Origin of the sequence: Streptomyces racemochromogenes (assembly GCF_039535215.1) — a bacterium.
GTDB lineage: Bacteria > Actinomycetota > Actinomycetes > Streptomycetales > Streptomycetaceae > Streptomyces > Streptomyces racemochromogenes.
Genome location: NZ_BAAAWT010000001.1, coordinates 4,091,727 through 4,118,725, shown reverse-complemented (window position 1 = coordinate 4,118,725; position 26,999 = coordinate 4,091,727). Strand labels below are relative to the sequence as shown.

General features: G+C 72.6%; 21 protein-coding genes and 1 tRNA gene. 6 read left to right on the top strand and 16 right to left on the bottom strand.

The genetic code is table 11. The features are described from left to right. Together ABD973_RS19150 and ABD973_RS19145 are read right to left on the bottom strand one after the other, a co-directional pair. Nucleotides 1-2,211, bottom strand: a complete 2,211-nt coding sequence (locus ABD973_RS19150) for an MMPL family transporter (protein WP_125821375.1) — start codon at nt 2,209-2,211, stop codon at nt 1-3. A 186-nt stretch (nt 2,212-2,397) separates the two neighbouring features. Next, on the bottom strand, nt 2,398-2,976 hold the full coding sequence (locus ABD973_RS19145) for a TetR/AcrR family transcriptional regulator (protein WP_125824027.1): 579 nt from the start codon (nt 2,974-2,976) through the stop codon (nt 2,398-2,400). Between the two features lie 224 nt (nt 2,977-3,200). On the opposite strand from ABD973_RS19145, the gene ABD973_RS19140 reads away from it, so the two are divergent. After that, nucleotides 3,201-6,464 carry a S41 family peptidase gene (locus ABD973_RS19140; RefSeq protein WP_125821376.1) on the top strand — a complete coding sequence of 1,088 codons (3,264 nt, stop codon included), beginning with the start codon at nt 3,201-3,203 and terminating at the stop codon, nt 6,462-6,464. A 169-nt stretch (nt 6,465-6,633) separates the two neighbouring features. Here the strand turns inward: ABD973_RS19140 and ABD973_RS19135 are convergent, their stop codons facing one another. The 4 genes from ABD973_RS19135 to ABD973_RS19120 form a co-directional block, all read right to left on the bottom strand. After that, entirely contained in the window at nt 6,634-6,822 is a 189-nt protein-coding gene (locus ABD973_RS19135; protein WP_125821377.1) for a hypothetical protein, read from the bottom strand. 76 nt (nt 6,823-6,898) lie between these two features. Continuing rightward, nucleotides 6,899-7,783 carry an SDR family oxidoreductase gene (locus ABD973_RS19130; RefSeq protein ID WP_125821378.1) on the bottom strand — a complete coding sequence of 295 codons (885 nt, stop codon included), beginning with the start codon at nt 7,781-7,783 and terminating at the stop codon, nt 6,899-6,901. Beyond that, a complete protein-coding gene (locus tag ABD973_RS19125) occupies nt 7,780-8,796 on the bottom strand; it encodes an alpha/beta fold hydrolase (protein WP_345501093.1) in 1,017 nt (338 codons plus the stop codon). Before ABD973_RS19125 ends, ABD973_RS19130 begins: the two co-directional genes overlap by 4 nt. Beyond that, nucleotides 8,793-10,427: a flavin-containing monooxygenase gene (locus ABD973_RS19120; protein WP_345501091.1), complete on the bottom strand. Its 1,635-nt coding sequence runs from the start codon at nt 10,425-10,427 to the stop codon at nt 8,793-8,795. Before ABD973_RS19120 ends, ABD973_RS19125 begins: the two co-directional genes overlap by 4 nt. 224 nt (nt 10,428-10,651) lie before the next feature. On the opposite strand from ABD973_RS19120, the gene ABD973_RS19115 reads away from it, so the two are divergent. Further along, a complete protein-coding gene (locus ABD973_RS19115) occupies nt 10,652-11,323 on the top strand; it encodes a MerR family transcriptional regulator (RefSeq protein WP_241253267.1) in 672 nt (223 codons plus the stop codon). Between the two features lie 88 nt (nt 11,324-11,411). On the opposite strand, the gene ABD973_RS19110 is transcribed toward ABD973_RS19115, so the two are convergent. Next, nucleotides 11,412-12,215, bottom strand: coding sequence for an exodeoxyribonuclease III (locus ABD973_RS19110; RefSeq protein ID WP_345501088.1), 804 nt, complete (start codon nt 12,213-12,215; stop codon nt 11,412-11,414). Nucleotides 12,216-12,253: 38 nt separating this feature from the next. Here ABD973_RS19110 and ABD973_RS19105 point away from each other — a divergent pair, with 38 nt between their 5' ends. After that, nucleotides 12,254-12,760, top strand: a complete 507-nt coding sequence (locus ABD973_RS19105; protein WP_125599697.1) for a GNAT family N-acetyltransferase — start codon at nt 12,254-12,256, stop codon at nt 12,758-12,760. Nucleotides 12,761-12,909: 149 nt separating this feature from the next. Here ABD973_RS19105 and ABD973_RS19100 read toward each other — a convergent pair whose 3' ends face one another. From ABD973_RS19100 to galU, 8 genes are all read right to left on the bottom strand, one after another. Then, entirely contained in the window at nt 12,910-14,226 is a 1,317-nt protein-coding gene (locus ABD973_RS19100; protein WP_125599700.1) for a CoA transferase, read from the bottom strand. Nucleotides 14,227-14,421: 195 nt separating this feature from the next. Then, nucleotides 14,422-14,495: transfer RNA gene (locus ABD973_RS19095), tRNA-Ala, on the bottom strand. 78 nt (nt 14,496-14,573) lie between these two features. Beyond that, nucleotides 14,574-15,611 carry a divisome protein SepX/GlpR gene (sepX, locus tag ABD973_RS19090; protein ID WP_125821383.1) on the bottom strand — a complete coding sequence of 346 codons (1,038 nt, stop codon included), beginning with the start codon at nt 15,609-15,611 and terminating at the stop codon, nt 14,574-14,576. Nucleotides 15,612-15,764: 153 nt separating this feature from the next. After that, complete coding sequence (locus tag ABD973_RS19085; RefSeq protein ID WP_345501084.1) at nt 15,765-16,385, bottom strand: GNAT family N-acetyltransferase; 621 nt, start codon at nt 16,383-16,385, stop codon at nt 15,765-15,767. A gap of 17 nt (nt 16,386-16,402) precedes the next feature. After that, nucleotides 16,403-17,002: a MogA/MoaB family molybdenum cofactor biosynthesis protein gene (locus ABD973_RS19080; RefSeq protein ID WP_386382314.1), complete on the bottom strand. Its 600-nt coding sequence runs from the start codon at nt 17,000-17,002 to the stop codon at nt 16,403-16,405. Beyond that, entirely contained in the window at nt 16,999-17,478 is a 480-nt protein-coding gene (moaC, locus tag ABD973_RS19075; protein ID WP_125821384.1) for a cyclic pyranopterin monophosphate synthase MoaC, read from the bottom strand. The genes ABD973_RS19080 and moaC overlap by 4 nt, the downstream gene beginning before the upstream one ends. 80 nt (nt 17,479-17,558) lie before the next feature. After that, nucleotides 17,559-18,902 carry a molybdotransferase-like divisome protein Glp gene (glp, locus tag ABD973_RS19070; protein ID WP_206436526.1) on the bottom strand — a complete coding sequence of 448 codons (1,344 nt, stop codon included), beginning with the start codon at nt 18,900-18,902 and terminating at the stop codon, nt 17,559-17,561. Between the two features lie 4 nt (nt 18,903-18,906). Continuing rightward, complete coding sequence (gene galU / locus ABD973_RS19065; RefSeq protein ID WP_125600574.1) at nt 18,907-19,809, bottom strand: UTP--glucose-1-phosphate uridylyltransferase GalU; 903 nt, start codon at nt 19,807-19,809, stop codon at nt 18,907-18,909. A gap of 94 nt (nt 19,810-19,903) precedes the next feature. Here galU and ABD973_RS19060 point away from each other — a divergent pair, with 94 nt between their 5' ends. Then, nucleotides 19,904-20,530, top strand: coding sequence for a 5-formyltetrahydrofolate cyclo-ligase (locus tag ABD973_RS19060; protein WP_125821385.1), 627 nt, complete (start codon nt 19,904-19,906; stop codon nt 20,528-20,530). A gap of 24 nt (nt 20,531-20,554) precedes the next feature. Here ABD973_RS19060 and ABD973_RS19055 read toward each other — a convergent pair whose 3' ends face one another. Further along, nucleotides 20,555-23,512, bottom strand: a complete 2,958-nt coding sequence (locus ABD973_RS19055) for a penicillin acylase family protein (RefSeq protein ID WP_345501080.1) — start codon at nt 23,510-23,512, stop codon at nt 20,555-20,557. Nucleotides 23,513-23,793: 281 nt separating this feature from the next. Here ABD973_RS19055 and ABD973_RS19050 point away from each other — a divergent pair, with 281 nt between their 5' ends. Both ABD973_RS19050 and ABD973_RS19045 read left to right on the top strand, forming a co-directional pair. Beyond that, complete coding sequence (locus tag ABD973_RS19050) at nt 23,794-25,254, top strand: potassium/proton antiporter (RefSeq protein WP_241253269.1); 1,461 nt, start codon at nt 23,794-23,796, stop codon at nt 25,252-25,254. A gap of 415 nt (nt 25,255-25,669) precedes the next feature. Then, nucleotides 25,670-26,992 carry an MFS transporter gene (locus tag ABD973_RS19045; protein ID WP_345501078.1) on the top strand — a complete coding sequence of 441 codons (1,323 nt, stop codon included), beginning with the start codon at nt 25,670-25,672 and terminating at the stop codon, nt 26,990-26,992. Nucleotides 26,993-26,999 lie beyond the last annotated feature (7 nt).

Below are 26,999 nucleotides of genomic sequence, written 5' to 3'. Positions count from 1 at the left end.
TCAGGCGTTGACGAGCGCGCGCTCCTTGTCGGGGTCCTCCGGCGAACCGGCGTCGGAGGCGGACTCGCCGAGGTGCTTGCGCAGGCTCTCGCCCTCCACGTCCACGTTGGGCAGGATCCGGTCGAGCCACTTCGGCAGCCACCAGGCCTTGTGGCCGAGCAGCGCCAGCACCGCCGGCACGATGGCCATGCGGACCACGAAGGCGTCGAAGAGGACGGCGACGGCCAGGCCGAAGCCGATCATCTTGACCATCGAGTCGCTGGCGCCGAGGAAGCCGGAGAACACGGCGATCATGATGACGGCGGCGGCCACGACCACGCGGGCGCTGTACTGGAAGCCGGTCACCACGGCCTGGCCCGGCCGCTCGCCGTGGACGTACGCCTCACGCATGCGGGTGACCAGGAAGACCTCGTAGTCCATGGCCAGGCCGAAGACCACGCCCACCATGAAGATCGGCATCATCGACATGATCGGACCGGTCTGCTCCACGCCGAAGAGCGAGCCGAGCCAGCCCCACTGGAAGACCGCGACGACCGCGCCGAGGGCCGCCACCACCGACAGCAGGAAGCCGAGCGCCGCCTTGAGCGGGACCAGGATCGAGCGGAAGACCAGCATCAGCAGCAGGAAGGCGAGGCCGACGACGAGCGCCAGGTAGGGCAGCAGCGCGTCGTTCATCTTCTGCGAGAAGTCGATGTTCATCGCGGTCTGGCCGCTGACGAACACGTCCTTGCCGTTGCCCTCGCGGATCTTGTGGACCAGGTCCTCGGTCTCGGTGGATGACGGCCGGTCCTTCGGGATCACGCTGACGATCGCGGCGTCCTTGGCCTCGTTCTGGAGCGGCGGCATCACCGCCGCCACCCCGTCCAGGCCCTTGATCCGGTCGGCGGTGCTGTCGGCCAGCGCCTTGTCACCGTCGACGACCACCATCAGCGGACCGTTGAAGCCGGGGCCGAAGCCCTCGGACAGCATGTCGTACGCCTTGCGCTGGCTGGTGGAGACCGGCTTGGAGCCGTCGTCCGGCAGGCCCATCTCCAGCTTGCTCGCGGGGATCGCGATCACGCCGAGGCCGATCACACCGGCCAGCAGCACCACGACCGGGCGGCGCAGCACGAAGCGCGCCCAGCGGGTGCCGCCGTTGGCCTTGGGCTCGGCGCCGGCCGGGCGGCCCTTGCCGAACAGCTTGCTCTTCTGGCCGGCGGGCAGCACCTTCCTGCCCGCGAAGCCGAGGATCGCGGGGACCAGCGTCAGGGCGACGAGCACCGCGATGACCACCGTTCCGGCGGCGGCGACACCCATCTTCGTCAGCATCGGGATGTTGACGACGGCCAGGCCCACCAGGGCGATGACCACGGTCAGACCGGCGAAGACCACGGCGGAGCCGGCGGTTCCGGCGGCGCGGCCGGCGGCCTCGTCGCGCTCGCGGCCCTCGGCGAGCTCCACGCGGTAGCGGGAGACGATGAAGAGCGCGTAGTCGATGCCGACCGCCAGGCCGATCATCATCGCGAGGGTGGAGGTGGTGGAGCCGAGGTCCAGGACGTTGGCGAGCGCGGTGATCGAGGACACGCCGATGCCGACGCCGATCAGCGCGGTCAGCAGCGGCAGCCCGGCGGCGACCAGCGAGCCGAAGGTGATGACGAGGACGATGCCGGCGATCAGGATGCCGATGGCCTCGCCGGAGCCCGTCTCCGGGGCCTCCATCAGCGCGTCGCCGCCGATCTCCACCTGGAGGCCGGCCTTCTGGGCCGCGTGGCCCGAGTCCTTGAGCGCCTCCCGGGTGTCGTCCTTCAGCTCCATGCCGCTGACCTTGTACTTCACGCTGACGTAGGTGGTGGAGCCGTCCTGGCTCACCGCCTTCGTCTGGTACGGGTCGTCGACGGTGGCGATCTGGGCGGCGCCGTCGCCGCTCTTCAGCCCGGAGATGAGCTTCTCGACCTCGGCCTTGGGGCCCGGGTCGGTGACCTTGGCGCCCGCCGGGGCCTTGACGACGATGCGGGCGGTCGCGCCGTCGGCGGACATGCCCGGGAACTTCTCGTCCAGCAGGTCGAAGGCCTTCTGGGCCTCCGTGCCGGGTATCGAGAACGAGCCGGAGGTGGGCGCGGAGGCCGTCGCGGCGCCGAAGCCCGCGGCGACGAGCAGCGCCACCCATACGAGGGCGACCAGGCCGCGGCGCCTGAAGGCGCCACGGCCGAGCCGGTAGAGGAAGGTGGCCACGTCGTGGTTCTCCCGTTTCAGGTCGTGGGATGGATCCGGGACGGATCTGGGCGTGGAAAGCCGGCCCGACGACGAGAGCGGCGTGTCAGGAGCAGCAGGAAGGACGTTCTGTACTTCTGGGGAGCTGTGCTCCGCGCGTTCGTGCGGCCGGGGAGCCGGCCGCGGGCGGAGCACCCGGGCGGGACGTCAGACGCCGAGGGCGGGGAAGACCACGGCGTCGATGAACTGGCCGAGGAAAGCCCGGTCGACGGACCGGTCCTCGATCAGCGGCAGTGCGATGAACGCCCCGATGAGCATGTGCGGCACGAAGTCCAGGGCCGGGCAGTCCGGCCGGATCTCGCCCCGCTCGACGGCGCGCCGCAGCATCGCCTGGAGACCGTTGATCTCCGGGTCGACGAGCAGGTCGCGCAGTGCCCGGTGCAGCTCCGGGCTCTCGTGGACGGCATGGGCCAGGCCCCGCATCAGCGCGGTGTCCTTGGCCATCTGCGCGTCGTCGGAGCGCTCGACCATCATCGCGAAGTCCCCGCGCAGGGTGCCCGTGTCGATCTCCCTCAGGGAGACCGGCTGGGTGCATCGCAGGGCCTTGGCGACCAGCTCAGGCTTGCTCCCCCACTGGCGGTAGAGGGTGGCCTTGCTGGACTTCGTACGGGCGGCGACGGCGTCCATGGTCAGCGCCTCGTAGCCGACCTCGCGCAGGAGGTCGAGGACCGCCCCGTGGAGTTCGGCTTCCCGTTCGGGGGTGATCCGGCTGCGTCGGGCCGACATGACGTCGGTCACCCGGCAACTCGCCTTCATCGCGACCTCCTCCGAACGAAACGGTTCCGTACTCTTCAGAGCCTACCTCCCAGCCTAACGAAACGAAACCGTTCCGTTTCGCTAGTGGGGTGGCGTGGGTCACGCGGCCGGCACACGCATGCGTCACCCACACGGGCGCCACACGGTCACCTGTACGAGTTGCCGGGCCCCTCCGGCACGGAAAGCATTGGGGGGTGAGTCACGACGTCGCGTACCTCCGCTTCCCGCACCTCCACGACGACCTGCTGTGTTTCGCCACCGAAGACGACCTCTGGGTCGCCCCCCTGGTCCCCGAGGGCCAGACCCCCGGCCGCGCCTGGCGCATCACCGTCGACCGCACCCGCGTCGGCCACCCGCGCTTCTCCCCCGACGGACGGCACATCGCCTTCACCACCTGGCGCAGCCTCGACCCGGAGATCCACCTCGCCCCCGTCGACGGCGGCCCCGCCCGCCGGCTCAGCCACTGGGGCTCCACCGACACCCGGGTCTGCGGCTGGGACCCGGACGGCAACATCCTGGCCGTCTCCTCGCACGGGCAGCCCTTCTCGTACTACTCGTGGGCCTACAAGCTGCCCACCGACGGCAGCCCCGGCGGCCGCCTCCCCTGGGGCCCGGTCTCCGACATCCAGGTCGCCGACGTCGACGGCGAGCACCGCAGCCTGCTGCTGACCGGCAAGCCCCCGCACGAACCCGCCTCCTGGAAGCGCTACCGGGGCGGCGCCACCGGCCGGCTCTGGCTGCACGGGCGACGGCTCCTGGAGGACATCGAGGGACACCTCGAATCCCCGATGTTCGTCGACGGCCGGATCGCCTTCCTCTCCGACCACGAGGGCATCGGCAACCTCTACTCCTGCCTGCCCGACGGCACCGGCCTGCGCCGCCACACCGACCACGACGAGTTCTACGCCCGGCACGCCTCCAGCGACGGCTCCCGCGTGGTCTACCAGTGCGCGGGCGACATCTGGCTCGTGGACTCCCTCGCCGAAGGGGCCTCGCCGCGCAAGCTGCCGGTCCGCCTCGGCGGCCCGCGCGCGGGGCGGCGTACGTACCAGGTGCCGGCCGCCAGCAACGTCGACTCGCTGTCCGTGGACACCACCGGCCGGGCCAGCGCCGTCGTCGTGCGCGGCAGCCTGTACTGGCTCACCCACCGCGACGGCCCCGCCCGCACCATCGCCGACACCCCCGGCGTGCGGGTCCGGCTGCCCGAGATGCTCGGCAGCGGTGGGCAGGTCGCGTACGTCACCGACGCCGAGGGCGAGGACGCGATCGAGATCGCCTACCTGCCCCGCGCCTCCGGCGACCGCGAGCCTCGCCGGCTGGCCTCGGGCGAGCTGGGCCGCGTCACCGAACTGCTGTCCGACCCCGACGGCGAGCGGCTCGCCATCGCCTCCCACGACGGACGGCTGCTGCTGCTCGACGCGACGGAGGAGTCCAGAGGAGAGGTCACCGAACTCATCCGGTCGATCAACGGCCCCGTCACCGACCTCGCCTTCTCCCCCGACGGCTGCTGGCTGACCTGGTCACACCCGGGCATCGGACGCTCCCTGCGGCAGATCAAGATGGCGAAGATCTCCGGCCCCGGCGCACCCGTCGTCGTCGACGTCACCAACGGCCGCTTCGAGGACGAGAACCCGGTCTTCACACGGGACGGCCGCTACCTCGCCTTCCTGTCCTGGCGCGGTTTCGACCCGGTGTACGACGTCCACACCGGCGACCTGTCCTTCCCGCTGGGCTGCCGCCCCTACCTGGTGCCGCTGTCCTCGGCCACCCCCTCCCCCTTCGCCTTCTCCCCCGACGGCCGGCCCGCCGCCGGCGGACTCGACCCCGTCGAGGGCGAACCGGACGAGGGCGACGGCACCGTCACGGTGGAAGTGGAGGGCCTGGAGAACCGGGTCACCCCCTTCCCCGTCTCCGCGTCGAAGTACTCGGCCCTCCACCCGGTGCACGGCGGCGGACTGGTCTGGCTGCGCTGGCCCATCTCCGGCGCGCTCGGCGAGACCTTCGCCAACCCGGCCGACACCAGCGGCAAGCCGACGCTGGAGCACTTCGACATGACCAAGGCCCGCAAGACGGAACTGGCGTCGGGGCTGGACTGGTTCGCGGTCAGCGGCGACGGCACCCGGCTCGTCGTCAACGACGACGGTGACCTGCGCGCCGTGCCGGCCACCGAATCGGGTGACGGCGACTCCACCGTCTACCTCGACCTGCGGCGCATCCTGCACGAGGTGGACCCGGCGGCCGAGTGGCGCCAGGCCTTCGAGGAGGCCGGCCGGCTCATCCGGGCGTACTTCTGGGAGCCGAAGATGTGCGGCATCGACTGGGACGGCGTGCTGCGCCAGTACCGGCCGCTCGTCGAACGCGTCGCCTCCCCGGACGAGTTCGCCGACCTGCTGCGCGAGGTCCTCGGCGAACTCGGCACCTCGCACGCCTACGTCTCCCCCGCCCGCCGCAACGAGGGCCCGCCCCACTACCAGCGGGCCATCGGGCTGCTCGGCGCCAACCTCGTGCACCGGGAGGAGGGCTGGGTGGTCAAGCGGATCCTGCCCGGCGAGTCCTCCGACTCCAAGGCCCGCTCCCCGCTCGCGGGCACCGGCATCCGCGACGGCGCCGTCCTCACCCACGTCGACGGCCGGTCCGTGGACCCGGTCGCCGGCCCCTACCCGCTGCTGTCCGCGGCCGGCGGCACCACCGTCGAGCTCACCTTCCGGCCCGCCGAGGGCGAGGGCCGCGCCCGGCGCGTCGCGGTCGTACCGCTGATCGACGAACGTCCGCTGCGCTACCAGGACTGGGTCTCCAAACGCCGCGCCGTGGTCCGCGAGCTCAGCGGCGGCCGCTGCGGCTACCTGCACATCCCCGACATGGGCGGCTCCGGCTGGGCGCAGTTCAACCGCGACCTGCGCATGGAGATGTCCCGGCCCGCCCTGATCGTGGACGTACGCGGCAACGCGGGCGGCCACATCAGTGAACTCGTCGTGGAGAAACTCACCCGTTCGATCCTCGGCTGGGACCTGACGCGCGACGCGCAGCCGGTCTCGTACGCCTCGAACGCTCCCCGGGGCCCGATCGTGGCACTGGCCGACGAGGCGACCTCCTCCGACGGGGACATGATCACCGCCGCGTTCAAGCTGCTGGGCCTGGGACCGGTGGTGGGCCAGCGCACCTGGGGCGGGGTGGTCGGGATGACCGGCCGGCACACCCTGGGCGACGGGACGGTCATCACCGTGCCGATGAACGCCGCCTGGTTCCCGGAGTACGGCTGGTCGGTGGAGAACCACGGCGTGGAGCCGGACCTCGCGATCCTGCGCACCCCGCTCGACTGGGCGGAGGGGCGGCACGCGCAGCTGGACGACGCCGTGCACCTGGCGCTGGAGCTGCTGGAGCAGGACCCGGCGGCCGTGCCGCCCGGCTACACCGACGTACCGGACCGCCGCCGTCCGAAGCTGCCGCCGCGGGAGTAGGCGTACGGGCCGCGGGAGTAGGCGTACGGGCGGCCCGTACGGGCGGCAGCGGCACGGCGGCGGTGCACGCGGAGCGGAACACGGCGGCGGTGCACGCGGAAGGGGCGCGATCCGGACCTCCTCGGTCGGACCGCGCCCCTCGGCGCGTGCTGGGCCGTCGTTCCAGGACTCAGGTCCGGTCGTCGAGCTCGCCCCTGATGTCGTCGGCCGGCCGCTGGGACCTGGACCTCATGTCCTTCTTCTGCTGCTTGGCCTTCGCGGTGCGCTCGGACATCTCGCCCTCGGCTCCCTGCTTGGCCTGTTCGGCGCGTTCCTTGATCTCGTTGGCCTTGTCCTGGAACTGGTCCTTGATACCCATGCTTCTCACTCCGTACGGGGTGTCGGTGGTTGGGCCTCGACCAGACTGACATGCAGCGACAAAGCACGCATTTCGATCAGCGGTTGGCCGATCGCTCCTGTTCGTCGGCCGCCCCGCCCGCTCCCACGAGCCCTTTGGGGACCTCGGCGAGCCTCGGTTCGAAGCGCTTCATCTCGCGCTTGCCGCCCGCCGCGATGACCGCCGGCAGGTAGCCGCGGACGCCCTGCATGCCGCGCAGCCACCACTGCGCGTACACGTGCGCCGAGCGCCGCTCGATGCCGGCCACGATCCGGTCGACCGCCGGACCCAGCGGGTAGGTGCGGTTGGCGGGCCAGGGCAGCCGCCCGCGCAGCTCGCGCATGACCGCGTCCTGGTCGGCGCCGCGCACCATGTCGGTGTCGGTCCAGGAGAGGTAGCCGACGCCGACCCTGACGCCCTTGTAGCCGACTTCGGCGCGCAGGCAGTGCGCGAAGGCCTCGACGCCGGACTTGGACGCGCAGTACGCCGTCATCATCGGCGCCGGGGTGATCGCGGCGAGCGAGGCGATCTGGAGGAAGTAGCCGCGGCTCTCCATGAGGACGGGCAGGAAGGCGCGGGCGGTGACGGCCCCGCCGATCAGGTTGACCTCGATGACGCGGCGCCAGGCCTCGGGGTCGGACTCCCCGAACGGACCGCCGGCGGCGACGCCCGCGTTGGCGACGACGATGTCGACTTTTCCGAAGCGCTCCTTGACCTCCCGCGCGACCCGGGCCATGGCCACGTGGTCGGTGACGTCGGCGTGCCAGTGGTCGCTGTCGGTGTGCAGCCGTCCGGAGACCTCCTTGAGCGCCTCCGGCTCCAGGCCCACCAGGGCGATCCTGGCGCCGCGCGCGGACAGCTTGCGGGCGAGCAGTTCGCCGACCCCGCGGGCGGCGCCGGTGACGACGGCGACCTGGCCTTCCAGACTCCTGCGAGCGCTCACGCGGTCTTCTCCTTCTCTGCGTCGGATGCGGCGGCCACGACGGATACGGCGGATGGGGCGGATGGGGCGGATGGGGCAGGTGTGGCAGTTGGGGCTGGTGCGGCGGACGGGGCGCGGAGGTAGCGGCCCGTCAGCTCGCGGACGGCACGGGTGACGGCCTCGGGGGCCTCGACGGGGGTCATGTGACCCATGCCGGTGAGTTCGGTCAGGCCCACGCAGTTCGGCAGCGCCACCGCCAGCCGCCGCGCGTGCACGACGGGGGTGAGCCGGTCGTCCCGGCCGGCGATGACCGCGGTCGGCACGGTCAGCCGGGCCAGGTCGGCGTCCAGGTCCAGCCCCGCCAGCACTTCGGACCAGGCGTGGCGTACGCCCGCCGGGCAGGCGTGCACGATGCGGGCGCAGGCCTCCACCCGGTCCGGGGCGGACCCGGGGCCCATGGTGGCGTACTTGAGCACCGTGCGGGCCACGGGCGTGACCGGCCCGAGGGGGGCGCGCGAGCCCAGCACGGCGCGGGTCGTACGGGTCCTCGCGCGCCCGGCGCGCAGCGGCAGGACGGTCGCCTCCGCGACCAGCCGCGAGCTGCCGGTGCTGCACAGCAGGGCGGCCGCGACGTGCTCGGCGAACTCGTGGCGGCCGGCGGCGGCCATGACGGTCATGCCGCCCATCGAGTGCCCGGCGACCACGGCGCGTTCGCCGGGGGCGAGGGTCGCCTTCAGCACGGCGGCCAGGTCGTCGGCGAGGGCGGTGGTGCCGTAGGTGGCGGCCGCCGGGCTGCGGCCGTGGCCGCGCTGGTCGTAGGCGACGACCCGGTGGTCGCGGGCCAGGTCGCGGATCTGCGCCGCCCAGAAGGCGGTGGAGCAGGTCCAGCCGTGGGAGAGCACGACGGCCGGGGCCCCTTCCGCGCCGTGCACCTCCACGTGCAGCCGGGATCCGTCGGCGGATACGGCGACCAGTTCGCGGGCCGCGGCCGGCGGCGCGTACCGGCCGGCGGTGACGTGGCCGGGGCGCCTCACGCGGCCCCCTCCTCGGCGGGGGCGGTGGCCGGGCCCGACACGGTGGCCGCGGAGGCGGCGGGGGCGGCCGCGGCGGCGGGGGCCGGGACCCGGTCGCGCTCGCGGTCGCGTACGCGTAGGACCTCGTACTCGGCCAGGTCGACCGTCAACGTGGCGCGCCGGAACTCACCCGTCGTGCCCGGCCACACGGTGGTGTTGCGGCCCTGGGCGTCCAGGTACCAGCTGGTGCAGCCGCCGGTGTTCCACACCGTCCGCTCCATCCGCGTCTGGACGCGCCGGTTCCACTGGTTGACGGCGGACGGCCGGACCGCGAGCGCCGTGCGCCCGCCCGGGCCGCCGCCGTCGAGGAGGGAGAGCTGGCGCAGGTAGTCGGCCATGTAGTTCAGCTGGGACTCGATCATCAGGATCATCGAGCTGTTCCCGAGGCCGGTGTTCGGTCCGATGATCGTCATCCAGTTGGGGAAGCCGGCCGCGGTCGCCCCGCGCAGCGCCTGCATCCCGTCCTTCCACGCGTCCGCGAGGGTCTGTCCGTCGGCGCCCACCACCCGTTCGGCGATCGGCATGTCCGTGACGTGGAAGCCGGTGCCGAAGATGATCGCGTCCACCTCGGTCTCGGTCCCGTCGGCGGCGACGAGCACCGAGCCCCTGATCTCCTTGAGCCCGGAGGCGACCACGTCCACGTCGGGCCGGGCCAGCGCCGGGTAGTACTCGCTGGAGAGCAGGATCCGCTTGCAGCCGATCCGGTACGAGGGCGTGAGCTTGGCCCGCAGCTGCGGGTCCTTGATGGAGCGTGCCATGTTGGCCTTGGCCAGGGATTCGATCAGCCCGAGCTGGTTGGGCCGTTTGGTGAACGCGCTGACCTGGAGCTCGCGGATCCCCCACAGCAGCCCGCGGCGGGCCGACTGGGTGAAGGGCAGCTGCCGGTGCAGCCAGCGCTCGGCGGTGCTGATGGCGCGGTCCGTGCGCGGCATGACCCACGGCGGGGTCCGCTGGAAGAGCGTCAGGCGGGCCGTCCGGGGGGCGATGGCCGGCACGATCTGGATCGCGGAGGCGCCCGTACCGACCACGGCGACGCGCTTGCCGCCGAGGTCGTAGTCGTGGTCCCAGCGGGCGGAGTGGAACACCTTCCCGGGGAACTCCGCGAGCCCGGGGATCTCGGGCGTCTTCGGGTCGGACAGCGGTCCGGTCGCCGACACCACGACGTCGGCGGTCAGGGAGCCGGCCGAGGTCTCGATCTCCCAGCGCAGTTCCCGCTCGTCCCAGCGCATCATCAGGACCTCGTGGCCGAGCCGGATGTGCGGGCGCAGCCCGAAGGTGTCGGCGACCCGCTCCAGGTAGGCGCGGATGGCGGGCTGCCCGGAGAAGGTGCGCGGCCAGTCGGGGTTGGGGGCGAAGGAGAAGGAGTACAGGTGCGAGGGCACGTCGCAGGCGCACCCGGGGTAGCTGTTGTCGCGCCAGGTGCCGCCGACGGAGTCGGCCCGTTCCAGGACGACGAAGTCCGTGATCCCCTCGCGCCGCAGCCGGACGGCCGCGCCGAGCCCGCCGAAGCCGGACCCGACGACCGCCACCCGTACGTGCTCGCGCGCGCCCTTGCCGACCTTCCTGCCCTTGCCGACCGTGCTGCCGCCCATGCCCGCCGCCTTCCGCACCGCAATCCGAACCGCAACGTTGCCAGCAATCACTGGCACAATCGGGAGAGTAGAACAGCTCCGTACCCATGGGTAGGGGTCGCGCCGGGAAAGTTACCGCGAGTACTCCTTACGGACGCCCCGCGGACCGGCCCCTGCATGATCCACAGGGCACCCCCTAGGCTGCGGGGGTGGACAGACCGGCGACGAGAGGGGCGCGGCCCGCCGTGGAAACCGTGGAGCCAGTGGAGCGCGAGGGCGGGCGCGAGTACCGGACGGAGGAGCTGGCCGAGGCGGCCGGCATCCCGGTGCGCACGCTGCGCTTCTACCGCGAGCGCAAGCTGCTCCCGCCGCCACGCCGCGAGGGCCGCATCGCTTGGTACGACGAACGCCACCTGGCCCGGCTGCGCACCATCGCCGCCCTGCTGGACCGCGGCCACACCCTCGGCGGCATCGCCGAACTGACCGCCGCCTTCGAGAAGGGCCGCGACGTCGGCCAGCTCGGCGAACTGCTCGGCATCGGCGGTTCGGAGGAGACCCCGGTCCGGCTCTCGCCGGAGCTGCTGGCCGACTACTTCGAGGGCGAGGTCACCCCGGAGAACCTGGCGGCCGCACTCGACCTCGGTTACGTCGCCACCGACGGCGAGGCGATCGTGCACGTCAGCCGGCGCCTGCTGGACGTCTCCTCCGCGCTGGTACGCGAAGGCGTGCCGCTGTCGGCGGTGCTGGAGACGGGCCGACGGGTCCGCGAACACGCCGACGCGCTGGCGGAGCTGTTCACCGGGCTGATCTCCGCCCACCTCGGGGAGGAGGCCGTCACCCGGCTGCGCCCGCTGGCCAAGAGCGTGGTCGAGGCGGAGCTCACCATGGCGATGGACCGCCTGCACCAGCGGCCGTAGCCGCCACGGGAACCGCCGGCTTGGGCACCGCCGGCTTGGGGCACCGCCGGCCGACGCCAGCACCGTGGCCGCCCGGCCGGCGCGCCCCTCAGACGCCCAGCTCGTAGACCACCGTCACCGGTGCGTGGTCCGACCAGCGCTCCGGGTGCGTCTCGGCACGCTCGACGAAGGCCTTCACGGCCTTCGCCGCCAGCCCAGGGCTCGCGACCTGGAGGTCGATGCGCCAGCCCGCGTCGTTGTCGAAGGCCCGGCCCCGGTAGGACCACCAGGAGTACGGCCCCTCCGTGTCCGGGTGCAGCCCGCGCACGACGTCGACGTACCCGGCCTCCGCGTACACCTTCCCCAGCCACTCCCGCTCCTCGGGCAGGAAGCCGGCGTTCTTGCGGTTGGTCTTCCAGTTCTTGAGGTCCGCCTCCTGGTGGCAGATGTTCCAGTCGCCGCACACCACGACCTCCCGCCCGTCGGCGGCGGCCCGCGCCCTCAGCGCCCCGAGGTAGCCGAGGAACTCCTCCATGAACCGGTACTTCTCGTCCTGCTTCGCGGTGCCCGCCTCCCCCGAGGGCAGGTACAGGCTCGCCACGGTGACGCCGGGCAGGTCGACCTCGATGTAGCGCCCCGACGCGTCGAACTCGGCGCTGCCGAAGCCCACCCGTACGGCCTCGGGCGCGCGCCGCGTGTACAGGGCGACACCGGCCCGGCCCTTGACGGCGGCCGGCGCGAACACGGTGTGCCAGCCCTCGGGCTCCCGGGCCTCCGCGGGAATCTGCGCCTCCTCGGCGCGCACCTCCTGGAGGCACACGACGTCGGCGTCGGATCCGGCGAGCCACTCCACGAACCCCTTCTTGGCGGCGGCGCGGATCCCATTCACATTCACGGAGGTCACGGTGAGCATCCCTGCACCATAGCGGGAGGGATCCGTACGATATTCGAATGTCTCACGGTATAAACATCCGCGCCGTGCCGTACGACCACCCGGACGCGGCGGCGCTCGACGCGCAGGTCCAGGTCGAGTACCAGCAGCGCTACGACGGCGAGGGCGACGCCACCCACCTCGACCCGGCGATGTTCCTCCCGCCGAACGGCCTCTACCTGCTCGCCTACGACGACGCCGGCCACCCCGTGGCCAGCGGCGCCTGGCGCCGCCAGGAGAAGAACGACGAGGGCTACTCGGACGGCGACGCCGAGATCAAGCGCATGTACGTCGTCCCGCGGGCGCGCGGCCTGGGCCTGGCCCGCCGCATCCTGGCCGAGCTGGAGGCCGACGCACTCGCTGCGGGCCGCACCCGCATGGTCTTGGAGACCGGCGACAAGCAGCCCGAGGCCATCGCCCTCTACCTCTCCTCGGGCTACGCCCTGTCCGAGAAGTTCGGCTACTACCGCGACTACCCCTCCAGCCGCTGCATGGCCAAGCCGCTGCACGCCACCGCAAACGCCTGACCGACGCCGCCGGGCCCGGCGGCGCCGCCCGCGCCCGTCGGCCTCCGACCGCGCCGGCCCCGCGTCCGACCGCGCCGGCCCGGCCGCCGGCCGGCACCGCCCGGCGTGCGGCGGGCGCCGGCGGGCCCCCGCGGGGCCGTTCCGCCGGTTCAGCGGCCGAGCCAGCCGGCCCCGTCCGCGCCCCACCGGGACGGCCCCCGCCCCCAGTCCCCGAACGGGCTCGCGGCGTACCGCAGCACCCCGTACCCGGAGTCCGCCTCGCGCAGCCACGGCTCCGGCGCGTACCCCGGCACCGCCGCCCCCGCGGCCGGCACCTCCCGCACCAGCCACGACGCCGTCCCGGCGAGGGAGAACCGCAGCGCCCGGCCGCCGCCCTCCGCGAGCGCCCGCAGCACGCCCGCGGCCAGCAGGTACCCCGTGCCGTGGTCCAGCGCCTGCGCCGGCAGCACCCCCGGCTTCCCGTCCTCGCCCGCGCACCGCGCGGCGATCCCGTACCCCGCCTGCACCAGCGAGTCGAAGCCCCGGCGCCCCGCCCAGGGCCCGGTCCAGCCCCACGCGCACAGCTGCGCCACCACCAGCCGCGGGAACCGCTCCAGCAGCTCCCGCGCGCCCAGCCCGAACCGCTCCAGCGCGCCCGGCCGGTATCCCGTCACCACCACGTCGGCGGTGGCCAGGAGGCGGTCCAGCTCCGCCCGGCCGGCCGCGTCCCCGAGGTCCAGCAGCGCGGATCGCTTCCCGAAGCCGGTGTCCGCGTGCGCGTCGTCCGCCTCGCGCAGTGACGGGGAGTCGATCCGCAGCACGTCCGCGCCCAGCAGTCCCAGCGTCCGCGTCGCGACGGGCCCGGCGATGACCCGGGTCAGGTCCAGCACCCGCACCCCGGACGCGGGCAGCGCGCCCGGCCCCGGTGGGCGGCCGCCGCCCGGGCCCCGCACCCACTCCACCAGCGGCCGCGGCTCCCCGTACTCCGGCGCCACCGCGACGGCGAGCCCGCCCTCCGCGTAGACGGCCTCCTGCGCCTCGGCGGCGCTCCGGCCCGCGAGGGCCTCCCGCACCGCTTCCGGGGTCGCGGGCACACGGAGCGCCCGTACCAGGGCCGCCTGGTGGTGCGGGTAGTTGGCGTGGGTCCGCACCCAGCCGTCGGCCGCCCGCCAGAACCCGGACAGCGGCGCGAAGCTCACCGGCGCCCGGCCCTCGACCCGCAGGTGCCGCTCGCTGACGAACGCCGTGGCCACGGCGCCCTCGTCCACCGTGACCGCGGCCGCGTCCAGCGCCGTGCCCCCGGCCCGTACAGCGGCCAGCTCGGCCGCCGCCAGCCCGCACACCCCGACGCAGGCCCGCGCCAATTCCCGTACGGGCAGCGGACCCTCCAGCCCGCTCGGCCCCGTGAATCCGACCCGTCCCGCCAACTCGCCGTGCCCGCCCAGCGCTTCCCACGCCTGGGCGACGGCCCCGTCCCCGTTCACCATGCGGACCATTGTCACGATGCCGTACGCCGCCCAACCAGCGGATTCCCGACGGATTTCGGCGGCGGCGCGGAAAGCAGGGGCCGGAAAACAGAGGCCGGGGAAACACGGACCCGGAAACGCCGAGATCCCGCCCGGTCTTTCGACCGGACGGGATCTCGTGACGATTCCCGGTAGCTATCCGAGAACTGTCGTCTGTGGACCTGTGGGGATTTGAACCCCAGACCCCCTCGATGCGAACGAGGTGCGCTACCAGACTGCGCCACAGGCCCTTGCGACGTGTGAAACATTAGCATCCCCGCGCGGGTGCTCCAAAACGCGTTGTCGGGAGGGTCCGCGCAGGTCACCCGTCACTCGTTGGCGGCGCGCGGCCGGTCGTCGCTCTCGTACTGGTCGAAGAGCGGCGTACGGCCGAGGTCGCGGCCCCGGGGGCGGGGCGGGGCGGGCTGCACGACCGGACCCGGTTCCGCCGGCTTCGGTACGGCCGGCTGGGCGCGCAGGCGGGGGTCGGTCGGTTCGGCGGCGCTGGAGCGGGCCGCGCTCCACCCGTCCGGGTTGACCGGGCCGGTGGCGCGGGGGGCGACCGGGGCCGTCACGTACGTCGGCAGCGGGACCGGTACGGGCTCCCAGCTGTCGCCGCGGGCGGGGCCGCGCTCGCGCTCGCGCTGCTGGTCCACCCACTCGGCGTGGTCGGTCTGCTCGACGAGCGCCCGGCGCCCGGCCTCCTGCGGGGAGACCGGCGGGGCGGGGTCCGGTTCGGCGCCGCCGTCGGGTGCGGCGGGCTCGGGCTGCTGCCGGTGGCGCTGGGGGCGGTTCTCGCGCAGGCTGCGGGCGGCCGCCTCGGCGCGCCGCCGGTCCATCGTGAACTCGTAGCGGCGCCGCTCCTGGACCCGCAGGTGCACGATGTAGGCGCTCAGCAGCAGGGCGGGGACGGCGGGGGCCCACAGGTAGCGGATCCCGCCGACGGCCGCGGCGACCGCGCCGCCGCTGAAGGCGAGGAAGAGGAGTGCCGTGGTGCGCCGCCGGCGGGCGAGCACCTGGAGGCGCTGCTGCCGGCGGACCCGTTCGGCCTCGACGGATCTCGGCTCGGCCCTGGTCGGAGGCACGCCGAAGGCCCGGGCGTCGGCGTCCACGGAGTTCACCGTTTCCGTCGCCGCTTCCGGGTCCGCGTGGGGCTGGGCCTCCGCCTGATCCTCACCGCGCTCACGCAGCCCCTTGGCGTAACGGCGCTCCATTCCCGCCCGGCCGGAAAGCAGCCGGATGGCAGTGGAGAAGCGTTCCGTCGGACGCGCTTCGTTCAGCTCGTCCTGCCTCCGGAGCCACATGGGCACCAAGTAGGCGGCCCAGGCCCCGACGATGACTGCGTAGATGAGGCCGCTGCTGCTCACACCTCACACCGTAGAGGGGCGCGCCCGGGAGGATCAGCCAATTGGGCCGGTGTGTCGCACGATCCGGCTGATATCACCGACTTTTTTTGTGATTCTTCGGATCAGGTTATGGGCGAATCGCTCAACAATTCGAACGCTTTTGCGATTACCTGCTTACGGGGTGGGTGTCGGCGGGGGACTTTCCCGCCTGCGCGTGCGGTGCCAGCGGCGCAGCAGCCCCTGCGGGACCTCCTCCGCCGTCAGCGCGAAGACCAGGTGGTCGCGCCACGCCCCGTCGATATGTAGATAACGCGGCCGCAGCCCCTCCTCGCGGAAGCCGAGCTTCTCCACGACCCGGCGGCTGGGACCGTTCTCGGGCCGGATGCACACCTCGATGCGGTGCAGCCCCACCTTCCGGAAGCAGTGGTCCACCGCGAGCGCGACCGCCGTCGGCATCACCCCGCGGCCGGCCACGTCCCGGTCCACCCAGTAGCCGACGTGGGCGGCGCACATCGAGCCCCAGGTGATCCCGGCGACCGTCAGCTGACCGACCAGCCGCCCCCGGTACTCGATGACGAAGGGCAGCATCCGGCCCGCGTTCGCCTCGGCCCGCAGGTGGCGGACCATCTGTCGATATGTCGGCCTGTGGATGACGGGCCCCCACGGCGCGGGCGGCGGGATCGTCGCCTCCCACGGCCGCAGCCAGTCGCGGTTGCGCTGGTTGACCTCGCGCCAGGCACGCTGGTCCCGCAGCTTTATCGGCCGGAGCGTGACATCGCCGTCCGCCAGCACCACCGGCCAGGAGGGGCCGTTCAGCTCGGGCTCCCGGGCGCCGCGTCAGGTCTGGGGTGGTCCCCGCCCCGGAGCTGGTCGACGGCGTGCGGCAGGATCCGCGACAGCACCGCGAGGCCGTCCTTCACCCCGCCCGTGGAACCGGGCAGGTTCACGATCAGGGTGCGGCCGGCCACGCCCGCCAGGCCCCGCGACAGGGCGGCGGTGGGCACCTTGGCCAGCCCCTCCGCGCGGATGGCCTGCGGGATGCCGGGCACCTCGTAGTCCAGTACGCGGGCGGTCGCGTCCGGGGTCCGGTCGGTCGGCGAGATGCCGGTGCCGCCGGTGGTCAGGATGACGTCGTAGCCGCCGGCCACTCCCTCGCGCAGCGCCCGCTCGACGGGGTCGCCGTCCGGCACCACGCGCGGGCCGTCGACCGTGAAGCCCAGCCCCTCCAGCGCCTCGGCCAGCAGCGGGCCGCCCTTGTCCGCGTACACGCCCTGCGAGGCGCGGTTCGAGGCGGTGACGACCAGGGCGCGCCCCGCCGTGGGCCGCGGGGCCGCGCCCGCCGGATCCGGCGCCGTGACCGCTCCGTGGCTGTGGCTGTGGCTGTGGACCTCGCCGCCGCGCGGGGGGTTCACGATCGGGTCCAGTCGCCGGACTTGCCGCCGGTCTTCTCCTCCACCCGCACGTCGGTGATGACCGCGCCCTTGTCGACGGCCTTCACCATGTCGATCACGGTGAGGCCGGCGACCGCGACCGCGGTCAGCGCCTCCATCTCGACGCCCGTACGGTCGGCGGTCTTGACGGTGGCGAGGATCTCGACGGCGTCGTCGGCGACCTTCAGGTCCACCTTCACCCCGGAGACCGCCAGCGGGTGGCACAGCGGGATCAGGTCGGGGGTCTTCTTCGCCCCCATGATCCCGGCGATCCGTGCGGTGGCGAGGGCGTCACCCTTGGGCACGCCCTCGCCGCGCAGCAGCTCGATCACCCGCGGCGAGACGAGGACGCGTCCGCTGGCGCGCGCCGTCCTGGTGGTGACGTCCTTCTCGGAGACGTCGACCATCCGGGCCGCGCCGGCCTCGTCGATGTGCGTCAGCCTGCTCTGCGTACTCATGTCTGCGTGCCGCTCCCGCTCCGGGCCCCCTGGAGCCTGGGGCCTGTGTGATGCAACACGCTACCCGCACCGGCGGCCGCTCAGCCGAGCAGGATCACTTCCAGCTCGGCCCCGGGCTCCACCGAGGTGACGTCCTCCGGTACGACCATCAGCGAGTCGGCGTGCGCGAGCGCGGCGATCAGGTGTGAGCCCGATCCGCCGACCGGGGTGACGGTGCCGGCCTCGGCGTCGTACTTCCCGCGCAGGAACTGGCGGCGGGCGGCCGGGGAGCGGAGCGGCTCGTCGGCCTTGAGCACGGCGCGCACACCGGGCCGGGACACCTCGGACTCCGGCAGACCCATGAGCGTCCGGATCGCGGGGCGCACGAACAGCTCGAAGGAGACGTACGAGGACACCGGGTTGCCGGGCAGGGCCAGCAGCGGGGTGTGGTCGGGGCCGATGGTGCCGAAGCCCTGCGGCTTGCCGGGCTGCATGGCGAGCTTGCGGAAGTCGACGCCGCCGCCGGCGGGCTCGTCGCCCTCGCCGGACCCGGCGGCGGTCAGAGCCTCCTTGACCACGTCGTACGCGCCGACGGAGACCCCGCCGGTGGTGACGAGCAGGTCGGCCCGGATCAGCTGGTCCTCGATGGCGGAGCGCAGGGTCTCGGCGTCGTCGGCGACCGCACCGACGCGGTAGGCGATGGCGCCGGCGTCGCGGGCGGCGGCGGCCAGCGCGAAGCTGTTCGAGTCGTAGATCGTCCCGGGGGTCAGCGCCTCACCCGGCTGGACCAGCTCGCTGCCGGTGGACAGGACGACCACGCGCGGGCGGGGCCGGACCCGTACGGTGCCGCGTCCGATCGCGGCCAGCAGTGCGATCTGCGGCGGGCCGAGGACGGTGCCGGCGGCGAGCGCGAGGTCGCCGGCCTGTACGTCGCTGCCGCGCGAGCGGACGTGCGCCCGGGCCTCGGCCGCGCGGTGGACGCGTACCTCGCCGGCCGCGCCCTCGGGTGCGGCGCTGGCCGGGGTCATCCCGGAGGCGGCGCCGCCGCCCGTGCCGCCGTCGGTCCACTCGACCGGGACGACGGCTTCCGCGCCGGGCGGCAGGGGGGCGCCGGTCATGATGCGGGCGGCCTGGCCGGGGCCGACGGTGGGCAGCTCGCCGCTGCCCGCCGCCACGTCGCCGATGACGGCGAGCACCGCGGGGAACTCCTCGCTCGCACCCTGGACGTCGGCCGTGCGGACGGCGTACCCGTCCATCGAGCTGTTGTCGAAGGGCGGCAGGGCGACGGGCACGGTGACGTCCTCGACCAGGACACAGCCCTGGGCGTCCAGCAGCTGGAGCTCGATGGGCTCCAGCGGCCGGACGGCGGCGAGTACGTCCGCGAGGTGCTCGTCCACCGACCACAGACGGTGCCGGCCGGTGTCCTGCGGTGCGGAACTGCTCAAGGTGCTACATCTCCTCCGTGACGTAACGGTGAAGCCAGGTGCGGAACTCCGGGCCCAGGTCCTCACGTTCGCACGCGAGTCGGACGATGGCCCGCAGGTAGTCACCCCGGTCCCCGGTGTCGTAGCGGCGGCCTCGGAAGACCACGCCGTGCACCGGGCCGCCCACGCTCTCGTCGGCGGCCAGCTTCTGCAGGGCGTCGGTGAGCTGGATCTCCCCACCGCGGCCCGGCTCGGTCTCCCGCAGTATGCCGAAGATCGCCGGGTCGAGGACATAGCGTCCGATGACCGCGTAGTTGCTGGGCGCCTCGGCGGGCTCCGGCTTCTCGACGAGGCCGGTGATCCGGACGACGCCGTCCTCGGCGGTCGGCTCGACGGCGGCGCAGCCGTAGAGGTGGACGCTGGACGGGTCGACCTCCATCAGCGCGATGACGGTGCCGCCGGTGCGGGCGTGGACGTCGACCATCTGCCGCAGCAGCGGGTCGCGCGGGTCGATCAGGTCGTCGCCGAGGAGGACGGCGAAGGGCTCGTCGCCCACGTGCGGCTCGGCGCACAGGACGGCGTGGCCGAGGCCGCGGGGGTCGCCCTGGCGGACGTAGTGCATGGTGGCCAGGTCGCTCGACTCCTGGACCTTCTTCAGCCGGTCGTCGTCACCCTTGGCGATCAGAGCCGATTCGAGCTCGTAGTTCCGGTCGAAGTGGTCCTCCAGGGCCCGCTTGTTACGACCGGTGATCATCAGGACGTCGTCCAGCCCGGCGGATACGGCTTCCTCGACGACGTACTGGATGGCCGGCTTGTCCACGACCGGGAGCATTTCCTTGGGGGTCGCCTTGGTCGCCGGGAGGAACCGAGTGCCGAGCCCCGCAGCCGGGATGACGGCCTTCTTGATCACTGGGTGCGACTGAGTCATGGGCAGAACGATAGTGGGTCGTACAGGAGACCCAGCGGGGTTCCGGTGAATATGCCCGACTTGATTCATATGTGAAAGGAATTGTGACGAGACTGTGGTAGAAAACCCGCCCGGGAACCACCCCTTCGTACCCGAAAAGGCCTCCCTGCGCCGGGAACTCCTGGCCGCCCGCCGCGCCTTGCCCCCCGAGGCCCGCGACGCGGCGGCCCGGGCCCTGTCCCGCTCCGCCCTCACCCTGCCCGAACTCGACGGCGCCCACACCGTCGCCGCGTACGTCTCCGTCGGCGCCGAGCCCGGCACCCGCGAACTGCTCGACGCGCTGCGCGCGGCCGGCAAGCGGGTGCTGCTGCCCCTGCTGCTCCCGGACAACGACCTCGACTGGGCAGCGTACGACGGCCCGGACAGCCTCGCCGAAGCCGCCCACCCGGGGAAGATGCGGCTGCTGGAGCCCTCCGGCACACCGCTCGGCCCGGACGCCGTGACCGGCGCCGACGCCGTGCTGCTGCCCGGGCTCGCCGTCGACGGGCGCGGCATGCGGCTCGGCCGCGGCGGGGGCTCGTACGACCGGGTGCTCGCCCGGCTGGAGCGGGCCGGCGCGCATCCCGCGCTGGTGGTGCTCCTGTACGACGAAGAGGTGGTCGCGCGGGTCCCGGAGGAACCGCACGACCACCCCGTCCAGGCGGTGGCCACCCCGTCGGGGGTGGTGCGCTTTACCGCGTGAGCGGCCGGGCGGCCGTCGCCGCGCTCACGGCTTGAGCGTCAGGGTGTCCACTGTCGACTTGTCGACGGCGCCCTTCGCGAACGGCCAGTCCAGCAGTTCACCCTTGGCCCACATGGACGTCTGGTCCGTGTACGTGCCGGCGTACGCGTGACCCGAGGCGCCGGTCAGGTTGATCCAGCGGGACTTGTCCAGGTCGCCGAGGTTGACGACCATCCGCATCGACGGCACCCAGGTGACCTCGTAGCCGCTGGAGGCGTTCCAGCCGGTCGCGTTGACGGTGGCCTCGCCGCCGCCCACGTTCCACGGGCCGCGGTTGAGGAGCCACTGCATGAAGCCCGGGCCCTCCTTGCCGATCGTCTGGTTCTTCAGCGTCAGCTGGTGCAGCCGGCCCCAGCTCCACGTCGACTGGTCCTTGCCGAGCTTGGCGGTCAGCTCCCAGCGGGCGTCCTCCATGGCCCGGGCGAACAGCTCGTCGCGGGTCTTGATCGGCTTGTCGTGGACGGTCTTCGGGGTGGCGGTCCACCACGGCGACTTCTCGTCCTTGACCAGCCGGCGGACCACCTCGAACCAGCGGTCGCCGCCGTCCGGCTGCGCCGAGTCGGGGCCGCGCGTACCGCACTCGCGGACCGTCTTGGTGAGGTCGTCGTTCGGGCCGGTGCTCTCCTCGCTGACGTTCATGCAGCTGCCCTCGACCCGCAGCTCCTTCGGCATCTTGTCGCCGAAGGCCAGCTTGAGGATGTTGCGCCAGATCGCGTTGAAGTACGCGGCCGCCGCGGAGTCGGACTCCTGCGTGTAGTTCCAGCCTTCGAGCAGCTTCTGCGCCGAGCGCACGTCCGGGTCGGAGACCTGGATCTTGGCCAGCATCGGGGTCAGCAGCGCGGCGATCTCGCTGCTGTTGTCCATCTGCATGGTGCGCATGTCATCGGTGGAGATCTTGCCGTTGTCCTTGGTCTTCGCCTCGATGAGGTCGTTGATCCGCTGGCTCCGGGCGCCGTAGCCCCAGTCTGTGGTCAGGACGTACGGGTACTTGCCGGCGGCGGCGTTCGCAGCGCCGCCGCTGCCGCTGCCGGGGGCGGCGGCGCCGGCGGGGGCGGACTCGGTGACGGCCTGGTTGGCGGTGACGATGTAGCCGCGCGCCGGGTTGAGCTCCCAGGGCATCTCGTTCTGCGGGATGTAGCCGGCGTTGCCGTCCCGGCCGCCCTTCCAGGCGTACTTGGGGTCCCAGCCGGGCGCCGGCAGGCGGCCGTCGCCCTGGTTGCGGATCGGGATCCGGCCGGGGGCCTGGTAGCCGATGTTGCCGTTGGCGCCCTTGTTGTCGGCGTAGATCAGGTTCTGCGAGGGGACCTCGAAGTCGGCCGCGGCGGCGCGGAAGCTGTTGAAGTCCTTGGCCCGGTTCAGCTTGAACACGGCGTCCATCGACTTGCCCGGGTCCAGGGCGGTCCAGCGCAGGGCGACGGCGTAGCCGTCACCGCGGTCGGGGGCCGAGCTGGGAACGGGGGCGCGGGAGCCGACGGTCTCCAGGTCGTCGCTGCGGTCGGAGATCAGCGGCCCGTTGTTGGTGGTGCGGACGGTGATCTTCTTGCTCTTGCCGCCCGCGACCTTGATCTCCTCTTCACGGGTGGTGAAGGGGACGACCTTGTTGTCGTAGACGTAGCCCTCGGGACGGACCTGCTCCAGGTAGAGGTCGGTCACGTCGGCGCCGAGGTTGGTCATGCCCCAGGCGATGTCGGCGTTGTGGCCGATGACCACGCCGGGCATGCCGGAGAAGGTGTAGCCGGCCACGTCGTACTGGCACTGGGGCGAGGCGGCGCGGCAGTGCAGGCCCATCTGGTACCAGACCGAGGGCAGCTGCGGGGAGAGGTGCGGGTCGTTCGCGAGGAGCGGCTTGCCGGTGGTCGTGTACTGGCCCGAGACGACCCAGGAGTTCGATCCGATGCCGCTGCCGTTGGGGCCGAGGATGGCCGGGATCTCGTCCAGGGTCCTGGCGAGGGAGCCGAGCTGCGTGCGCAGGCCGGCGCTCGCACCCTGGGCGGTGGCGTTGTCGGCGAGGCCGGTGGGGCCCGTCGCCCCGTTGGGGGTGGCCTGCGAGCCGGCGCCGGGGGTGGTGCCGCCCGTGCCGGTACCGGTGCCGGTGCCGGTGGTGCCGTTGCCCGTGCCCGTGCCGCTGGTACCCGTGCCGGTGCCCCTGCCCGTGCCGGTCGAGCCGGAGCCCGGGGTGCCCTGGGGCGCGTACTTGCCGCCGGAGACGGTGCCGCCCTCGACGATCGGCTTGTTCCGGTCGAAGGGGTACGGCGGGTAGAGCTCGTCGATCTGCGCCTGCGAGAGCTTGTTCGTCATCAGCGAGCGGTCGATCTCGTCCTGCATGTTGCCGCGCAGGTCCCAGGCCATCGCCTTGAGCCAGGCCACCGAGTCCACCGGCGTCCACTGCTCCGGCTTGTAGTCGTCGGTCAGCTTGAGGGCGGCGTGCTCGACGGAGAGGTCCTTGCCGGACTTCCCCTTCAGGTAGGCGTTGACCCCGTCGGCGTAGGCCTGGAGGTACTTCTTCGTCTCCGGCGAGAGCTTCTTGTCGTACTCCTCCTGCGCCACGTGGCGCCAGCCGAGGGTGCGCAGGAAGGCGTCCGTCTCGACCTGGCCGGAGCCGAACATCTCCGACAGCCGGCCGGCGGTCATGTGGCGGCGGACGTCCATCTCCCAGAACCGGTCCTGGGCGTGCACGAAGCCCTGTGCGCGGAAGAGGTCCTCGTCGTTGTCTGCGTAGAGCTGCGGAATGCCGTGCTCGTCGCGCTTCACATCAACCGACCCGGTCAGGCCTGGGACCTTGAGGGAGCCGGTCGTCTGCGGGAAGGAGGCGCGCACGGTGTCCACGCTCCAGTACGCGCCGTAGCCGAGGCCCGCCAAGAGCGCCAGGACCATGACGAGCACGAGCAGGCGTGCGCGTCGTCCCTTCTTCTTGACGGAAGGTCCGGATTCATTGGCGGGCATCGCTGTCCTTAGAGGGGCAGGGTGGTCCTGGGATTGCTGGGAGCAACCATAGGCGCAGGACCGCCTCCGTTGATCCGCCAGGGGTCGAGGTCCGTAGGACAGGCGGCAACGGGCGTTTCACAATGTGGTTATCGCGTAAAGAGTCCGTCAAAGATTAGGTAAGGTAACGAAGTACTTGCCGAATGCGCCGCCGGGGGAACGATCCGCCAGGCGCGCTCTGAGGAAAGGGCCGCCCGCTGACTGTCCACACGCTCAATGAGCTCCTGCTGGTCTGTTCGCTCGTGCTGCTCGTCGCGGTGGCGGCGGTGCGCATCTCCTCGCGCAGCGGACTTCCCAGCCTGCTCATCTACCTCGGCATAGGCATCGCGATAGGCCAGGACGGCATAGGCAACGTCGTATTCGACAACGCCGAGCTGACCCAGGTCATCGGTTACGCGGCGCTCGTCGTCATCCTCGCCGAGGGCGGTCTGGGCACCAAGTGGAAAGAGATCAGACCGGCCCTGCCGGCGGCGGTGGTCCTGTCGCTGCTCGGCGTGGCGGTCAGCGTCGGGGTCACGGCGGCGGGCGCGCACTACCTGGTGGGCCTGGAGTGGCGCCAGGCGCTGCTGATCGGCGCGGTGGTCTCCTCGACCGACGCGGCGGCCGTCTTCTCCGTACTGCGCAAGGTCCCGCTGCCGTCGCGGGTGACGGGCGTGCTGGAGGCCGAGTCCGGCTTCAACGACGCCCCCGTCGTGATCCTGGTCGTCGCCTTCGCGGCGGTCGGACCGGTGGACGAGTGGTACGTGCTGCTCGGCAAGATCGCGCTGGAGCTCGCGATCGGCGCGGCGATCGGCCTGGCGGTCGGTTTCCTGGGGGCGTACGGGCTGCGGCACGTGGCACTGCCCGCCTCCGGCCTGTACCCGATCGCGGTGATGGCGATCGCCGTGACCGCGTACGCGGCCGGCGCGATGGCGCACGGCTCCGGATTCCTCGCGGTGTACCTGGCGGCGATGGTGCTGGGGAACGCGAAGCTGCCGCACTGGCCGGCCACGCGCGGGTTCGCGGACGGGCTCGGCTGGATCGCCCAGATCGGCATGTTCGTGCTGCTGGGCCTGCTGGTCACCCCGCACGAGCTGGTGCACGACTTCTGGCCCGCGGTGATCATCGGACTGGTGCTGACCATGGTGGCGCGGCCGCTGGAGGTCTTCCTCAGCCTGCTGCCCTTCCGCATTCCCTGGCAGGAGCAGGCCCTGATGTCGTGGGCCGGCCTGCGCGGCGCCGTGCCCATCATCCTGGCGACGATCCCGCTGGTGACCGGGATCGAGGGCAGCGACCGCGTCTTCAACATCGTCTTCGTGCTCGTGGTGGTCTACACGCTGGTGCAGGGGCCGACGCTGCCGTGGCTGGCGCGCAAGCTGAACCTGCGCGACAGCGACGAGGCGGCCTCCGACCTCGGGATCGAGTCGGCGCCGCTGGAGAAGCTGCGCGGGCACCTGCTGTCCTTCGCGATTCCGGCCGCCTCGCGGATGCACGGGGTGGAGGTCGGCGAGCTGCGGCTGCCCGCGGGGGCGTCGGTGACGCTGGTGGTCCGGGACGCGAAGAGCTTCGTGCCGGCGCCGTCGACGGTGCTGCGGCGCGGGGACGAGCTGCTGGTCGTGGCCACGGATCCGGTGCGGGACGCGGCGGAGGCGCGGCTGCGGGCGGTGGCGCGCGGCGGCAAGCTCGCGGGCTGGCTGGGGACCGGTGGCGGAACGTCACTCTAGGTGGCGGAGGGTGTCCGGCGCGCCGCTCGAGCGATCGTTTTTCGTTAGAGCGGCGTTCTAATTCGGCCGATTTCGCTGGCTTGTGACCGGGCTTGCACCCATTTCATGGGGCACGGAATGCGAAGTTCCAGTTAATCGCAGGTGAAGTCATACCTTGTCACCGTAATCACAGGGCGTGGTAGTGGATTCCCCTGTACGATGAAGGCACACCACATCGAACCAACTCTGCCTGACGCAGAGCTGGCGCGACCGCAAAGCGGCCGTGGCTCCCTCCCGCAGTGGGCGCCCAGGTATCACTCGGTTCTGCGCAAGAGGACAGCTCTCGGGGCTCCCACATGTACGGGTGCGGTCGCTCACAAAGCGGCCCGCCGTCCGCAGACGGGGACGCTCTACCAGGCAGCGGAAAGGCCAGGCCGTGACATCCGCGGTCACGACCGACAAGTCCGTCCGACCCGGCTACGGGCAGCTGCTGCGCACGCCCGGTGCCCTCTCCTTCGTCCTCCCCGGCTTCGCCGCCCGCCTGCCGTTCGGCATGCTGACCATCAGCATCCTGCTGCTCGTCCAGCACGCCACCGGCTCCTACGGCGACGCGGGCATCGTCGCCGCCGTCACCGGCGTCTCCATGGCCCTCTTCGCGCCGGTCATGGGCAAGTTCACCGACCGCCGCGGCCAGAGCGCCGTCCTCGTGCCGGTCGTCCTCCTCCACGCCGCCGCAGTCTCCGCCCTGACCGCGCTGGCGCTCCTCGGCGCCCCGCTGTGGGCACTCGCGCTGGCCGCCGTCCCGGCCGGCGCCTCCGTCCCGCAGGTCGGCCCGATGGTCCGGTCCCGCTGGGCGGCCAAGCTGGAGGGCTCGCCGCTGCTGCCGACCGCCGCCGCGTTCGAGTCCGTCACCGACGAGTTCACCTTCGTCGTCGGCCCGGTGCTCGCCACCGCGCTGTGCACCGGCGTCCACCCGGCCGCCGGTCTGGCGACCGAGGCGGCCCTGACCCTGCTCGGCGGCCTGTTCTTCGCCGCGCAGCGCGCCACCGAGCCGAAGGTCGCCCCGCTCTCGGAGTCCGGCGGCGAGCACCAGTCCGCGCTGTCCTTCCCGGGCCTGCGCGTCCTGATCGTCGCCTTCATCGGCATCGGCGCCGTCTTCGGCGGCATGCAGGTCTCGCTCGCCGCCTTCTCCAACGAGATCGGCAACCCGGGCGCCAACGGCCTGCTCTACGGCATCTTCGCGGCCGGCAACATGATCGCCGGCATCACCATGGGCGCCGTCGCCTGGAAGATCGGCCCGCGCCGCCGCCTGATCCTCGGCTACATGGGCCTGACCGCCGCCGCCTCGGTGCTGTGGGCCGCGCACTCGATGATCCTGCTGGGCACGCTCGGCCTGGTCGTCGGCCTGTGCATCGCCCCCGCGCTGATCACCGGCTACACGATGATCGAGCAGCTGGTCCCGGCCGCCTCGCGGACCGAGGCCTTCACCTGGCTGACCGGAGCGGTCGCGTTCGGGCAGGCCGCCGCCGTGACCCTGGCCGGCCGACTGACGGACGCGCACGGGTCCTCGTACGGCTTCCTGGTGCCGCTGGTGGCCACGGCCCTGGCCCTGGTCACGCTGGTGGCGCTGCGCGGGAAGCTGGCGCCGAAGGCGCCGAGCCGGATCGTGAACTCGTCCGCGCCGGCCGCCGCATCGGGCGCCCGCAACGCGGCGAACGAGCGTGGGATCGGTCACCGCACGCCTGTGACGGTGGACTGATCCGCCG

Bases quoted from the DNA above. Each gene is read 5' to 3' on its own strand.
- ABD973_RS19105 (WP_125599697.1), top strand. From the start codon at position 12,254: ATGTCTCACGGTATAAACATCCGCGCCGTGCCGTACGACCACCCGGAC.
- ABD973_RS19110 (WP_345501088.1), bottom strand. From the start codon at position 12,215: ATGCTCACCGTGACCTCCGTGAATGTGAATGGGATCCGCGCCGCCGCC.
- moaC (WP_125821384.1), bottom strand. From the start codon at position 17,478: ATGAGTACGCAGAGCAGGCTGACGCACATCGACGAGGCCGGCGCGGCC.
- ABD973_RS19145 (WP_125824027.1), bottom strand. From the start codon at position 2,976: ATGTCGGCCCGACGCAGCCGGATCACCCCCGAACGGGAAGCCGAACTC.
- ABD973_RS19055 (WP_345501080.1), bottom strand. From the start codon at position 23,512: ATGCCCGCCAATGAATCCGGACCTTCCGTCAAGAAGAAGGGACGACGC.
- ABD973_RS19135 (WP_125821377.1), bottom strand. From the start codon at position 6,822: ATGGGTATCAAGGACCAGTTCCAGGACAAGGCCAACGAGATCAAGGAA.
- galU (WP_125600574.1), bottom strand. From the start codon at position 19,809: ATGACTCAGTCGCACCCAGTGATCAAGAAGGCCGTCATCCCGGCTGCG.
- ABD973_RS19120 (WP_345501091.1), bottom strand. From the start codon at position 10,427: ATGGGCGGCAGCACGGTCGGCAAGGGCAGGAAGGTCGGCAAGGGCGCG.
- ABD973_RS19100 (WP_125599700.1), bottom strand. From the start codon at position 14,226: ATGGTGAACGGGGACGGGGCCGTCGCCCAGGCGTGGGAAGCGCTGGGC.